This window comes from Neorhizobium descurainiae (assembly GCF_051400715.1).
GTDB lineage: Bacteria > Pseudomonadota > Alphaproteobacteria > Rhizobiales > Rhizobiaceae > Neorhizobium.
Map to the genome: position 1 here is coordinate 1 of NZ_JBLFFK010000021.1, position 13,515 is coordinate 13,515.

The window sequence follows — 13,515 nt, forward strand, 5'->3', positions numbered from 1 at the left end:
GCTTCCATTCAGGCTTCAGACACCTTCTTGGAATCATCATCAGCCCGATCACTCAACCCTATTCTCGGACGGGCTCTCAATGAACCTGGGAAAGCGTTCGGCCACATCCGCGAATGTCTCGTAGCCGGCGATGTAGACGTCCTCAACTTTCAGGGTTTTCATGAAGCTTTCTGCCTGAGCATTGTGATAAGGGTTGCCGACGGCGCTCATGGAACCCTGCATACCGGCGGCATCGAGCGCTCGTCGATAGGTCTCACTCGCGTATTGGGCAGATAGCAAAAGCCGACGGCTATGCGGATGTATGTGAAGTCTGCCACCCAAACCATGTCAGGCCGCGACGGGATCACATTGCGATAAAGGTTCGGGTAGATCGGTGAATCGTGGTTGCTATCCGTCGTGCGAACATACCGCTTGCGAGGCTTGATCCCGAGGCCGTTGGCCCGCATGACGCGGGCGACACGCTTGTGGTTGACCAAGTGGCCTCTTCGCTGAAGCTCGTGCGTTACGCGTCGATATCCGTAGCAGGGCAGCTCGTCCTGGATGTCCTCGATGATTGCAACGAGTTCCGCATCCCCAAGGTTCAACGCTCTCGCAGTTGATCGGTAATAATAGCTGCTTCTCGGGAGATCGATCATTTTGCACCCCCGTCGGATAGAACAGGCCGAGGACCGGTGATGATGGAGGAGTTCCCGCTGTCGCCGGCGATCGGCGGGCGCGGTGTTTTTTTAACCAGGTCCAGTTCCATCGTGAGCTGGCCGACCTTGCGCTCAAGCGCCGCGATATGTGCCTCGTATTCGGCGATGACGCTGGCTTCGGCCTCTTCATCGTTCAATTCGCTCCGATCGAACTGCGTCAGCCCACAACTGGATGAGGTTAGCCGAAACGCCGTAGGTGCGCTGCGCATCGCGCCGTCCAATGACGCCGTTTCGGATATCTTGGCACAGCTGCAATTTGAACGGCGTCGAATGCCGTCGATATGGACCTCGGGACTTCATGAGCCTTCTCCGATTGAGGCCCGCAGACCGTATCAGTTCTTCCGTGTCCCGTGGTCCAGCCCGAGGGGTTCACTCCAATCCGGGGTCAGCTCTCAGTGCAAATCAACAGCCGTCTTTTATCAACCAAAGGGACGGCGCTTTCGAAAGGACTTGATGTGCGCAAAAATGTGCATATATTGTGCTTTGAGATGAGTGGAGAGTAGCTATGGCACAGGCTCAGGCAGCACATTCCTATGCAGTTGTTTCCGGCTTTGTCGATAGCCTTCAGGAGCCGCGCACGCCCTATATCTCGCCGTCTCGCCTGTCGAAGGCGCTCGGCGTCAAGGTCGCGAATCTTGCAGAATTGACCGGCGTTCATCGCAACACCCTGCGCAATCCCTCCTCCGAGCGCCTGCAGGGCAGGATGCGGGAAATGATAAAGGCCATCTCTGCAGCGGCCGAACTGACGGGCGATCTTCAGAAGGCAATCTATTGGTATCGGAACGAACCGATTGCCGATTATGGTCATCGCACAGCCGCAGAGCTTGTTGCCGATGGTGAGATCGAGGCTGTCCTTGCGTATATCCGGGACCTGGAGAACGGAGCGCGCGGGTGAAGATCACTCGCATCGGCCCAAACGAGGTTTTTCACCGTTATCTGACACCGAAATGGGCGTTTCTCCCGACCAGCGGGGCCGGTGCCGCCGTAGATGGCGGACGCTTCAATCGCCCCGGCGTGGAAGCTCTCTATCTCTCCGTTGCGCCACAGACCGCCCTTGAAGAATATCGACAGGGCGCGAGCATCACACCGCCGGCTACTCTTGCCGCCTACAAGGTCACGCTCAGCGATGTCGCCGATCTGTCGGAAGGCTTCGATCCGCTTGATTGGGACGCTGCTTGGGCTCAATGGGACTGTGCGTGGCGAAAGATCGCGCGCATTGACAAAAAAGTACCTCCGTCCTGGAAGCTCTCCGACGAAGTCATTTCGGCCGGCCTTCGCGGGCTTCTCTTCCCGTCACTACGCCACGCTGGCGGAACCAATCTGGTGATTTTCCCTGCAAACCTTGTTGCGGGCGATGAGGTACATGTTCACGATCCAGATAACCGATTGCCGCGCGATCAATCGTCTTGGCTGCGGCAGCAGCACATTTTCAACAAACTGCCGTGCCGCGGGGATCAGCTCCAGCAGAACCGGTCAATGGCGGAGATCGCGGAGCTATCAGTTTGGTACGAGGTACCGAGGATTCACCCATCCCTCGTGGCCTGAATCCTTCAGTCGGATATGCACCCATCCGGCCTCCGCCCCAATGACTACAACCGACACGCCGGTCGCAAGCGTTTCCACGAGCACATATTGCGGGCCTGGCCCTTCTCTCATGTTAAGATTAGTGGTTGTTTTCGCGCTTTCGACGTTGGGGGGATTGGGTGTGGTCGGCACGTCTGGCGCAGTAGCAACCTCCGGAATGACCTTGATTTCTTTAGTCTCAAGCGATGGAAGTGACGGCTCGCCGTCATCATCGCTCTTCTTTTGGCCGCTCCTCTTATCAGGAGACATTGTCAACGCGACCTGAACCGCAGCGTCAAAAGCGATCTTGATATCCGTGTCGATACTCCGAAATTCCCGTTCCGGAGGAGGGTTCTGGGCTGCAGGCGTTTGCTTCGTTTCGTTATCCGAAGCTGAGGCCGGGGTTTGCACAGGTTCTCTTTTGCTCCCCGTCTCAATAGGCCCTGTGGTAACCGATGTAGAAGTATTCACCTGACTTAGTTGATATCCGCCGGAATACCCTGCAGTTCTGCTCGCCTTGGGTTTTGCTGACATGTTCGCCAGGATGACTGCTGCGGCGGTCATCCCGACAATGATCCAGAAGTTGCGGTAGGGAACAGACATCGGTCGCTAACTCATATCCATTTCTACCTGTTTCAGTCGAGTATACGCGTCGACTAGCCGCGCTGGTGGCATCTTTCGGATCGCGACGGCTTCATCAGCCAGACGACGTAACTCTGCTGGTCCGTTTATTAGTTCGCGCTCGATCTCCGCGCGCTGCCTTCCAATTTCAGCTTTCACTTCTTGGATTGCCCGTGGATCCGTCGGGATGGACGCGTTGAACACAAACTTTCTTTCGACCGAGCGAGCCCATGTCTCCAGCTTTCCAGCAAAGGAAGGGCCAAAGCCGGGGACGCTCGTTACCGTCTGGTTCCGAACATCCCATGCATTTTCAAATCCGTAGGAAGCAAGGGTCGCCTTCCTGCCTTGCCCGACGCCAGGGATTTTCGCGCGATCGATGAGATGGGACTCCATGTGTTTGACCAGCTGAAGCTCGCGCTTCTTCTGTTCAAGAACATTGAGTTTCTCCCGCTCCCTTGACGGCAAGCCGGCATGTGTGTTCGCCAGCGTGAGGTAATGGCTTTTCCGGCGCTCAAACTTTTCCGGTCCGGCTTGGTCAAGCCAGATCTTCCGCTGCTCGTCCCAGGCAGCCTTTGCGCTTGCGCGCTCACTTTGGAACTTAATTTTGAGATCATTCGACCGGAATGTCATGAATCCAGCACCGGCTGTGAGCACCAAACCCCAAAACCCCTGAACTTCCAGCAGTAGATAGATGCCGACGATAACTGCCAATAGTCCCGCTGCAACGGTAATGGATCGTTCGGTGCGAGCAGCACGTCCCTTTGCGGAAATCTGGAGATTGGGCGGCGGCGCGATGATTGTCTCAGGATCGGGAGCCGCTGGAGGCGAAGGTATTCCTCTGATCGCCGACAGCAACTGCCCGATATCCATGACCGATGCTGAAGGTGAATATTGCGCCGGAAACAGAGACCGGCCCATTGCACGCTCAAGTTTACACCAGGGGCAGCCCGTCAATGAACGGATATATGAGTGCGAGCGGTCAGCGCTGCAGGTCGCAAGATTGGTTTCGACGGCTTTCAGTCGTGTCACCCAATCGGATGCGGTCGGGCGAAACGACAATTGGCGGCTCGTGGGCAGGAAGGCGGCTTCGAAGGTCTTGCCGATCTCCGCGCCGTAGTCCGTAAGGGCTGGAACGTGTGGCGGCGGCTCCATCATCGTCTCGGACCGCCGTTCACTATACGCAAACCTTCCATCGCGGATCGCCGTCTTGATGTCCATGTCCCCCTTGCCGAGATAACGGCCGGCAAACGGATGCCGCCCCAGAAACAAGAGTTGGAAGAGCAGGACAGCAAGGCCGAAATTGTCGTGGTTTGGGCTCCGGTCGATCTTGTCGAACTGCGCGCCCTGAAGTTCAGGCGAAGTGTATTCCGCAACGCCCACCAGGCAGCGATAAAGGGCGGTCGATGTTCGGTATTGAAAGGAATCGCTGTCGATAAGTGTGACAAGCGCTTGGTTCGAAACCAGGATGCCTGAATGATTGATGTCGCCAATCACACAGCCATTGGCGTGAATGCTGGCCACAGCGCTGGCGAGATTAATTGCCGCGCGCAGCAGGAATTTTGAATCGGCGGTTGGGAATTCCGTTTTTCTGCTAGCGGGGCCGTAGAGATCGTGCACGCTCTTGAAGCCCGTAACCTTCTTCATCGTAAAGCCGAGAAACTCACCGCTTTGGGATTTCAAAAGGTCAATCGGGTAGGCGACGTATTCGGAATTGGCGTGAAGCCTGGCGGAGACCATTGCTTCTACTTTGCCGCATCGCTCTTTCGCTTTCCCCGGATTGTAGATTTTCGCCGCGAGATTCGGGGCCTCGGCGATGTGATGAACCGCCCCTTCGCCCCCCTTGCCTAGGAGGGAGCCTAGTGACAGTCGGCGACCGTCCGAGGAGATCACGACGGTCATGATCGCACACCCAGGATCAGGGACTTGTCGTCGTCGGTGCGCTCGCAAACGTTGGGGCTATCGAGGTATGATCGAAGGGCGAGAGATAGACCTCGATTTGCTCCGGCGATATCGGTTGCCCGAAGCGGGCTGACCATACGGTTGAAGAAGGGTGCGTGTGGGATCTGCGCGACCTGGTCGAGCACCAAACGCTCGATACCGTCCGAGAATACCGCGAACTCATCGATGGTGCTGTCGATGAAGGAAATCGCCAATCGGGGCTGGGGATCATCGGTCACGAACGTGGTGGTAGAGGCGTATTCTCCTTGATAAGGCCAGGAGGGGATTTCCCACGTGTCGGACTGCGTGCGCTTTACCACAGCGGCCCCGTCTCCAATGTGGGCGATAATGGTATTTTCGGGGCCGGCAAGGAGCGCGACCAAAGTGGCGGCGAAATCCCGCGGCCTCAGATAAGTCGCTTCGGCCTTGGCATTGATAGTTTCGCGAACGCCGTCAATCCAGTCCCAGATTATCTCTTCGCTGAGCGCAGAAAGAGGATGCTGCCGAAAATACCCATAGCATGCGCGGAGGAAGGAGACACATACCAGTCGGGAGCCGATTTGGGCGCGGAGTGCGCTTCCAGCGCCATCGGAGACAACTGCAGCGATCACCGGGCCTTCGGGCGTCCAAAACTCCTTTGCGCATGCGAAATCCTGGCAAACGGTGCCGTTCTTCAGGTGAGAGGTGCCAATCGAACGAGCACCTGCCCATCGCCATTCCCCTATCATGAAATCGACGCCCATCCGTCCGGTGCCGCGGGGTTCGCCAACGGCACGGCGTCGCCGGGGTTGGACTGAGAGACCGAGCTCAGAGAGCTCGACAGCCAAGAGAAAAGGTCGCGGAAACGGAGTTCTTTGAGCGCAAGCGGCTGCCGGGTAGCAACTTGAGATAGGATCTCCATGTTTGCACCTTCAACGCCGACAGCAAAGAAGGGAAAGGCTTTCTCGGCCTCGCCGGCCTTGACCGCGTTGGCAGCGCCCTTCCAAGCGTCGGTAGGCGCCCCATCGGTGATCAGGAACACCCACGGCCGATAATAGGAAATGCCGTTGTGTCGGTAGGAATTCTTGCGATCGCGCAGCATCTGCAGGCCCTGTTCGATCGCCTCTCCCATCGGCGTGTCGCCCTGAGATGAAAGTTCAGGGACGAACCAGTTCTGAACGCTCTGGAAGTCATTGACGATGGTCACCGGTCCGAATGTGACGAGACCAACTTCGACCCGCTTGGCTGCCAGTGAATCCGCATAGAGCTCATCCTTGAACTGAACCAGGGCCTCATTGAGCTCCTTGATCGGCGCGCCTCGCATCGAGCCGGAAACGTCCAGAAGCAGAAGGCAAGGGCAGCGCGGTTCAGGATTGTCGACAAACTCGGCGCCCTCAAATGGCTGCTGTTCAAAAGGATTATTCATCGAAGAGACCTTTTCTTGCGATCGACAGAAATTTCGCGGATCAATTTGCTGCAATCCCGAAGGCATCCAGGACTTCGGGTGTGATCGTTCCCGTGACCTTCAGCTTGTAATCGGTTTGCATGGCGATCAGTGCTGTCTTGCACGCTGGGCCAACTTTGCCATCGATAAGACCGGAATAATAACCGTAAGCAGTCAGCGCTGTTTGCACTTGCATCACGATGCGTTTGAACTTGTCGGTATTGCCAGGAAGCGGTTTGAGTGGCGCCGGTGTGGGTGTTGTTGCAGGCGCGCTGAGGAGAGGGGCGGGGCTTGCAGGCACGCTCGGCGCAACAGGTGCTGCGGGAATGGTCGGGTTGATGGATCTCGCCGGCGGTGTGTAGGACGGGGATGAGTATGTAGAAGAGCTCGAGCCGCCATAACTATAGCCACCTCCACTGCTGGATCGGTGACTGGAGTGAGAGCGATGCGACCGATGGGAGCTATGCGAGCGATGGCCTGCGAGCGTAAAAATGTGATTGAGGCGAAGGCGTTCTAGGACGGAAGGAACGGGGTTCTTTTTCAACCCTGCGTCTGCAACCGGCATTGAATCCGATTTGGTCGGCAGGAATCCCGCCGCCAAAAAGGAGGGAATCAAGAATATTCGCGATTTCATATTGGCCCCAGCCCAGTAAACCCCTCTTTTTGATCATACCATTGAAAAAAGCCGCCACAAGTTTCACGAGCACCGCAGCTTTCACAAAATTCGAGATATTTTCGTTTCCAGTCGGAAATCGTCGAGGGGGCGTATCGGCGATACTCGTCAGGAACCGAGCAGAGCGGGAAATTATACAGCCACGCCTCCAGCCCTCGGGCAGTAACGATATCGATCGCGCGTGCTGCTTGCTCAAAGTCCGCAGACGTGTCCTTGAAGGATGATGTCCAGTTCATACGGCCATAGCCGATCCGCTCGAGCTGCATGATCGCCCACACCGAGATAAACGGCAGGCGAGTCGCGATGAACTTAGCAATTCCGACGAGATCATCCCAGTTCTGTTGAAGTACGACCGTTCGAAGCTCGACAGAGGCTCCTGCCCGCATCAGTGTCGCAAGCCCCCGCTCAAGGTTAGCGAATGCGCCCGGCTTCCCGACGATCTTGTCATGCGTCTCCGGATCGGCGGAATAGAGCGGCACGCCCCAAAGGATCCGATCCCACCCGAGTTCGACAAGTCGTTCGGTATCCTGCGGTTCGAAATGCTGCGCGTTCGTGAGGATGTGAAACCGAAGATCCGGCCGGCTGCCGGTGACAGTCGAAAGCATCTGAAACAGACGCTCCTTGTGGAGCAGCGGCTCACCGCCAGAAATGCCAATCATTGCATCCTGTGGAGCAAGAGAGGCCGCGACGGCAAAGTGATCGAATAGATCAAGGTGATATTTCTTCGGTGGCTGGGAGCACATGACACAGAGCTGGTCGCATTGCTCGGTCACCAGCAGGGTGTTGTGGTTCGAATTCGCCCGGATGAGACGATGCGCACTTGCTTGGCCGGGAAGAACCAGCAGGACATCGCCGTCGAGCTTCTCGTCCGGTCGAGCATGTACTGTCAGCGAGAAGCCGTGGTATTCGTATTCGCGCCGATCGCCGTCGATATCGAGAATGATGGCATCGTGCTCGGTTCGACGGTCGATGGGTTCATCGAGCAGTCGCACGACCAGTGGGATCTCGATCGGGAGCGGGTCGACCTTCAAGCGCAGATCGATCATAGGTGAACCTTCGCGAACGACACATCGAAGTGAGGAGCTCCGGACCAGATAGCAAGGGATTTTTGGACCTTGGGATCTTCCGAATAGATCAGAGAGAAAATCCTGTCGAAGATATAGGTGTGCCGCTGGCAGAAGTCCGTAAGGTGCTTGGGCAAATCGATTCGTCCGTAGCGGGAGAGATCGTCGACGAGATCGACGCCGCAGAAGGCTCTGTTGCAAAAATCGCGTTGATGTCGGAAAGAGCGCCAAAGATATTCAGCGAGACTTTTGATGAACGAGTTCAAATGGCGTCATTTTGAGGGCGAGATTATCCTTTGGGGGGTGCGATGGTATTGCCGCTATGGCGTCAGCTACCGTGATCTCGAGCAAATGATGGGCGAGCGGGGCGTGCCCGTTGATCATTCCACGATTTATCGTTGGGTTCAAAAGTACGCGCCGGAGATCGAAAAGCGGCTGCGCTGGCACTGGCGTCGGCCACAATCAACGAGCTGGCGCGTCGATGAAACCTATGTGAAAGTCCGTGGACAATGGACGTATTTGTATAGGGCGGTCGATAAATTCGGCAACACGATCGACTTTTATCTGTCCCCGACCCGCAACGCCAAGGCGGCAAAGCGCTTTCTGGGCAAGGCCCTGAATGGCCTGAAGGACTGGGAGAAGCCAACTGTCATCAATACCGACAAAGCTGCGACCTATGGCGTTGCTATTGCCGAACTGAAGGCCGAAGGCAAATGCCCTGAGGAACTCGTGCACCGGCAGGTCAAATATCTGAATAATGTCGTCGAAGCCGATCATGGCAAGCTCAAGCAACTGATCAAGCCGGTGCGAGGGTTCAAGACGTTGAAAACCGCCTATGCGACGATCAAAGGTTTTGAGGTCATGCGCGCCTTACGTAAGGGGCAGGCAGCTATTTTCAACCTGACGGGCGACGTCCGTGGAGAAGCACGCATTGTTGAACGCGCCTTCGGGATTGGACCAAGCGCACTGACGGAGGCGACAGCATTACTCGCTCGACACCTCAAACAGCAGGCTGCCTAAAGGCGGAGACTATCGGTCCCTCCCAGCCATCGGTAATATTTGCAACAGAGCCGGGGGGGGCGTGGTCGAAGTAGAAGGCGTAGATATTGAGGTCGTCATTACGCTTCTTGGCGATCTGGGCGGAGAGTAGATAGGCCTGCAGGTTGTAGTCTGACCTCGCCCTCAGACTCATGCGGTAGGCCTCTATCGGATCGGACGGGCGGTAAACCTGCTTCCAACCCTCATCATATCCGATTTTGCCCATTGCTTCAGCAAGCTCCGCATCCGTCATGGTTTTGTCAGGACCGCCGGTCAGTGAAGTGTATTCGTCGGAGGTGCCACCAATCATGATGTCCAAGCCTTCCAGGGCGTGAGGCTTGAGAAGGTCGGCAGAGTCTTGGGGAAACACGTAACCATCGATTGTGTGCGCGGCGGGAAGATTGGTCGCCTTATGGAGCGCCTCATAGAGCTGAGTTTTACCATCGGCGGCCGTCTTGGTGATGAAGTCGTCGCTCGGGATGGCGCGAAGGTCGGCGAGGCTCATCGGCTTTCCGAACACCTGCTCAATCGCCTTTGTATTCGCCTCCTCGCTTTCCCGGAGCGGCTTCATGGGAGAGGGCAGGAAGCCGGTGAAGCCGCTCTGGATCACCGCGCGGTGGAACAGACCTCTCGCAAGTGGCGAGCGCAGCAGCATAGTGGAGTTGCGTGCGCCGGCCGACTGGCCGCCGATCGTTACATTCCTGGGGTCGCCGCCAAACCCGGCGATGTTGTCTTGCACCCATTGCAGCGCCTTGATCTGATCGAGGATGGCATAATTGCCCGACACCTTTTGCGGGCTTTCTGCGTTAAGTTCCGGCAGCGTCAGGAAGCCGAGCGCGCCGACGCGGTATTGGATCGACACGACGACAATGCCTTTGGCCGCAAGTTTCGAGGCATAGAACTCCATTTCTGACGCGTAGCCGTGGTGGTTGGCGCCGCCATGAATCCAGACATAGACGGGCAGCTTGTCGCCTGGCATCTTGGCAGGCGTCCAAACGTTGAGGTTCAGCCCGTTCTCGCTGGCCTTCGGCAGGAATGCGGGATCGTAGTAGAACTCGTCTCCCCAGAATTTTCCGGTCGGATTGGTATTGGGATCCTGAAGAGCCATGTCGCCCCAGTTGTCCGCCGGCCGGACGCCTTCCCATTGGACCACAGGTTGAGGCGGCCTGAACCGGTTCTGGCCGTCCGTTGGCGCAGCAAAGGGAATGCCCTTGAACACCTCGACGCCTGCAACGTCAGTTTCGACCCCGCTGACCTTGCCACCTTCCGTTGACACCACACCAACGGCCGAGGCCGCATATGCCGGAACCGCTGCCATGGATGCAGCCAATACGATCATCGCCGCGCTTACGCTTTGCAGGATCTCGTTCTTCTTATGTCTGTGCATGGGATCTCCTCCTCCGGTTAGGTTGCTGACACATCGGCGGCTATCCTCCATGTCATATGATAATGGCCTTGACTCCCCCTCGGATCGAAGGCTTTCCGTTAAGACCTATAGGCGGTATCCGTTCATCCGGAAGTACGCTTCGAGCGCGTCAGCAGCCCTGTCGTCAGGTTCATTCAGAGCGACGTATCCATCCGGCCTTAGGAGCACGATCCTTGCTCTGATCTCGCGCGCTTGCGAGATGACGACACGCACCGGAGCCGCTAGGCCTGGAGGAGGTTCGGCAAGCTGGGAGCCGCAAATCAGAACAAATCCGCCAGCTGGTTCGATGGGTCCGGGATCGACATGGTCAGGATGCCGCGACAGCTTGAAACCTGGCACGGCTGTGAACTGGTGCCTGCCGAGAGCGGAGGGTATGCCTTGAGTTCCATAGGATAGGCGTGAGCCGGTATAGTGAGGGGCAAACTGCTCCACCTCCTTAAAGCTGAAGTCGCGCCGGCGCGCCATTTCAGCGGCGAAAGCGTCGGCATCCTGCTCAGGATCAAATTTTTCGAGAAACTCAGCATCGCTCTCAATCGACTTGCGGATGAAGTCGCGAATGGTCGAACTGAAGACATTTCGACGCTCGAAGTCGTAGCTGTCCAGAAGGCTTTCAGACGCCCATCCTTTGACGACGGCTTCCAGCTTCCAGCCGAGATTGCGGGCATCCTCAAGCCCGGAATTGATCCCATATCCGCCGTAAGGCGGATGCGAGTGAGCCGCATCGCCGGCGATCAGGAGCCGCTTGTTGCGGTAGCTATCTGCTAATGCAAACCGAAGGTCCCAGAAGCCTAGATAACTCAGCTCGACATCGATGGACTTCCCGACTACCGCCGCGAGTAGGTCGGAAACGTCCTTTTCATTGTAATCATGGTCAATCTGAACCGGCGCGTGAAAAAACCATTCCCGTTGGTCGTCCACGCGGCCGAGGAACTGCCAGTACCCCTTCAGCTCGGGCGACAGGTTGTTGAAGATCGAATAGGTTCGATGCTCGCCCAGGACTTCATCAAGTTGTATCGACCGGAACACTGCTAACAGCATTCTCTTATCGTGGTCGTCAACGGTCTGTGTGATCCCAGCATCTTCGCGCAAGCTGGATCGGCTCCCATCGCAGCCGACAACATAGCTGGCCGCGAAATGTTGTTCCGCCTTGTCATCCTTGCAAACTGCCATCACGCGGCACCCGGCGTGATCCTGCTCAACGCTCTTGTACTCGACGCCATAGAGAACCGTCACACAGGAGAGTTCCGCTACGCGGGCGCGCAAAGCTGCCTCGGTCTGGTACTGCGGCAATCGTTCATTCGGTTCATCATAATATTGCGATACGAGGCCCCGGTTCAGCCACTCGTAGTGATGTCCTGACAGTAGCGTTCCCCAACTGACCAAGCCGCCCGTATTCTTCGAACGATCGGTCGTGCGCAAGGCGCGAAGGCGCTTGTCAACGCCCCAACTGGCGGCGATCTCCATTGTGCGGCCAGTCAGATTTTGTCCCTTTGGAACGAGCTGAGGGGTCGCATATTTCTCAAGAACGAGAACCTTCAGGCCTCGCTGGCCGAGGTCGATCGCTAAGCCTATGCCGACAGGGCCGCCGCCGACGATGATGACGTCATAACGCTTCATTGTGGTCTTGTTTCGTAGTCGTTCTCGAAATAGATGTGCTTGGTCTCCTGAAAATCGAGGAGAGCCTCGACGCCGTGCAACCGGCCCATACCTGAAGACTTGTAACCTCCGGTTTCTGTCTCGACGAACAGTCGGTTGTGGCAGTTGATCCAAACCGTTCCGCTGTCGATTCGGCTAGCAACCCAGCGTGCGCAATTGTGGTCTGCGCTATGGACGCTCGCCGCGAGCCCGAAATCAGATGCGTTCGCAAGTGACACGGCTTCTTCAGGGCTATCGAAAATTTCAAACGAGGCCATTGGCGTGAAGAGCTCGTTCTGTATCAGTGGGTGGTCCGTTGTGCGGCTCGAAAACAAAGCAGGAGTGACAAAACAGCCGCCGGTGTCACCGCGAAGATCCTTGCCTGCAAGAAGGATTTCCATATCGAGATGAGCGACCGCTGCCTGCTGGTTAGCCAGATGGCGTTCCACCGCACTATCGTCAAACATCGCGCCCATAGTGGATTCTGGAAGATGTCCCGGACCAGGCTTGATTTCGGAGAGCGTGATCTTGAGGCGGTGCTGAAACTCATCGGCGATAGACCGTTCGACAAGCACACGGGAGACGCAAACGCACATCTGGCCGGAGAGTACAGTGATGCCCTTAGCGACCTCGCGCGCTGCCCGATCGAGATCGGCGTCTGCCATCACAACGGCCGGGGCTTTGCCTCCGAGTTCAAGGGACAGCTTCTTAAAGCGGGGCCCAGCAGAGGTGGCAATCTTTGCTCCGGTTGCGGTGGAACCGGTGAACGAAATGACCCGGACATCTTCATGGTTCACGAGCCAGGCCCCCACCCAGTCATCCGGATCGTTCAATGACTGGAGGACACCAGTTGGAAGATTGGGTACAGAGGTAATGCTCCGCATGAAGAGGTTGCTAACGACGGTTGTCGCCCGGTGGGGCTTTACGATGACCGTACACCCGGCCGCCAATGCCGGCCCGAGCGAGCGCACGAGAAGCGTCAGTGGCGCGTTCCAAGGCGTGATTATAGCGCAAACTCCCGCAGGCTCCTTCTCAATCAGGGACATCTGACCGGGCTGCCCGGAGAAAGCCCTACCGAATATGTCGCGGGCAAGGCCGGCATAGTAGCGAAGTTCGGAGATGGAGGCCATCACCTCCCCGATTGCCTCGGCTCGGAGCTTGCCGTTCTCGCTTATGAGGAGATCAACTAGATCGTCTGAAACAGTGGCGGCAGCGTCTGCCATCGCATTCAGAGTTGCGGCCCGCAGCCGCGGGTTGCGCACCCATTGGCCCCGGCGGAACTCTCTAACTGCTGCCGCGACCGCCTGCTCCGCGACATGCCCATCCGGACCAAGTACGTCACCGACGGGAGAGCGATTTGCCGGGTTGACGCTGACATAATGACCCTGCGTCCCTTTAAGCCATATACCGTCGACCAAGTTGACGTGACCATAGTTCAT

The 13,515-nt window shown here is 57.0% G+C and carries 15 protein-coding genes and 1 pseudogene; 3 read left to right on the top strand and 13 right to left on the bottom strand.

Annotated elements, in window-relative coordinates:
• Positions 1-48: 48 nt before the first annotated feature.
• The 3 genes from ACMGE0_RS26565 to ACMGE0_RS26575 are packed head-to-tail and all read right to left on the bottom strand — an operon-like array spanning position 49 to position 832.
• Positions 49-210, bottom strand: a complete 162-nt coding sequence (locus tag ACMGE0_RS26565; protein WP_436818895.1) for a hypothetical protein — start codon at positions 208-210, stop codon at positions 49-51.
• Positions 207-635, bottom strand: a complete 429-nt coding sequence (locus ACMGE0_RS26570; RefSeq protein ID WP_436818896.1) for an IS3 family transposase — start codon at positions 633-635, stop codon at positions 207-209. The genes ACMGE0_RS26565 and ACMGE0_RS26570 overlap by 4 nt, the downstream gene beginning before the upstream one ends.
• A complete protein-coding gene (locus tag ACMGE0_RS26575) occupies positions 632-832 on the bottom strand; it encodes a hypothetical protein (RefSeq protein ID WP_436818897.1) in 201 nt (66 codons plus the stop codon). The genes ACMGE0_RS26570 and ACMGE0_RS26575 overlap by 4 nt, the downstream gene beginning before the upstream one ends.
• 368 nt (positions 833-1,200) lie before the next feature.
• Between ACMGE0_RS26575 and ACMGE0_RS26580 the strand changes: the two genes are divergently transcribed.
• Both ACMGE0_RS26580 and ACMGE0_RS26585 read left to right on the top strand, forming a co-directional pair.
• Positions 1,201-1,590, top strand: a complete 390-nt coding sequence (locus tag ACMGE0_RS26580) for a hypothetical protein (RefSeq protein WP_436818898.1) — start codon at positions 1,201-1,203, stop codon at positions 1,588-1,590.
• Entirely contained in the window at positions 1,587-2,240 is a 654-nt protein-coding gene (locus ACMGE0_RS26585) for an RES family NAD+ phosphorylase (protein ID WP_436818899.1), read from the top strand. The genes ACMGE0_RS26580 and ACMGE0_RS26585 overlap by 4 nt, the downstream gene beginning before the upstream one ends.
• Here the strand turns inward: ACMGE0_RS26585 and ACMGE0_RS26590 are convergent.
• The 7 genes and pseudogenes from ACMGE0_RS26590 to ACMGE0_RS26620 form a co-directional block, all read right to left on the bottom strand.
• Complete coding sequence (locus ACMGE0_RS26590; protein ID WP_436818900.1) at positions 2,193-2,861, bottom strand: SH3 domain-containing protein; 669 nt, start codon at positions 2,859-2,861, stop codon at positions 2,193-2,195. The genes ACMGE0_RS26585 and ACMGE0_RS26590 overlap by 48 nt on opposite strands.
• Positions 2,862-2,867: 6 nt before the next feature.
• Positions 2,868-4,778 (bottom strand): helix-hairpin-helix domain-containing protein, encoded by a 1,911-nt coding sequence (locus tag ACMGE0_RS26595; protein WP_436818901.1) that lies wholly within the window; start codon positions 4,776-4,778, stop codon positions 2,868-2,870.
• Complete coding sequence (locus ACMGE0_RS26600; RefSeq protein ID WP_436818902.1) at positions 4,775-5,560, bottom strand: PP2C family serine/threonine-protein phosphatase; 786 nt, start codon at positions 5,558-5,560, stop codon at positions 4,775-4,777. Before ACMGE0_RS26600 ends, ACMGE0_RS26595 begins: the two co-directional genes overlap by 4 nt.
• Positions 5,542-6,288 carry a vWA domain-containing protein gene (locus ACMGE0_RS26605; protein ID WP_436818903.1) on the bottom strand — a complete coding sequence of 249 codons (747 nt, stop codon included), beginning with the start codon at positions 6,286-6,288 and terminating at the stop codon, positions 5,542-5,544. Before ACMGE0_RS26605 ends, ACMGE0_RS26600 begins: the two co-directional genes overlap by 19 nt.
• On the bottom strand, positions 6,263-6,874 hold the full coding sequence (gene hxsA / locus ACMGE0_RS26610) for a His-Xaa-Ser repeat protein HxsA (RefSeq protein WP_436818904.1): 612 nt from the start codon (positions 6,872-6,874) through the stop codon (positions 6,263-6,265). The genes ACMGE0_RS26605 and hxsA overlap by 26 nt, the downstream gene beginning before the upstream one ends.
• Positions 6,871-7,959: a His-Xaa-Ser system radical SAM maturase HxsC gene (hxsC, locus tag ACMGE0_RS26615; protein WP_436818905.1), complete on the bottom strand. Its 1,089-nt coding sequence runs from the start codon at positions 7,957-7,959 to the stop codon at positions 6,871-6,873. The genes hxsA and hxsC overlap by 4 nt, the downstream gene beginning before the upstream one ends.
• A pseudogene (locus ACMGE0_RS26620) lies at positions 7,956-8,171 on the bottom strand (His-Xaa-Ser system radical SAM maturase HxsB); the annotation flags it as partial. The pseudogene ACMGE0_RS26620 and the gene hxsC, both read right to left, overlap by 4 nt.
• Before the next feature lie 58 nt (positions 8,172-8,229).
• Between ACMGE0_RS26620 and ACMGE0_RS26625 the strand changes: the two are divergent.
• Positions 8,230-8,997, top strand: a complete 768-nt coding sequence (locus ACMGE0_RS26625; protein ID WP_436818906.1) for an IS6 family transposase — start codon at positions 8,230-8,232, stop codon at positions 8,995-8,997.
• Here the strand turns inward: ACMGE0_RS26625 and ACMGE0_RS26630 are convergent.
• From ACMGE0_RS26630 to ACMGE0_RS26640, 3 genes are all read right to left on the bottom strand, one after another.
• Entirely contained in the window at positions 8,978-10,402 is a 1,425-nt protein-coding gene (locus tag ACMGE0_RS26630) for a carboxylesterase/lipase family protein (protein ID WP_436818907.1), read from the bottom strand. The genes ACMGE0_RS26625 and ACMGE0_RS26630 overlap by 20 nt on opposite strands.
• Before the next feature lie 105 nt (positions 10,403-10,507).
• Positions 10,508-12,058, bottom strand: a complete 1,551-nt coding sequence (locus ACMGE0_RS26635; RefSeq protein WP_436818908.1) for an FAD-dependent oxidoreductase — start codon at positions 12,056-12,058, stop codon at positions 10,508-10,510.
• Complete coding sequence (locus tag ACMGE0_RS26640; protein WP_436818909.1) at positions 12,055-13,515, bottom strand: aldehyde dehydrogenase family protein; 1,461 nt, start codon at positions 13,513-13,515, stop codon at positions 12,055-12,057. The genes ACMGE0_RS26635 and ACMGE0_RS26640 overlap by 4 nt, the downstream gene beginning before the upstream one ends.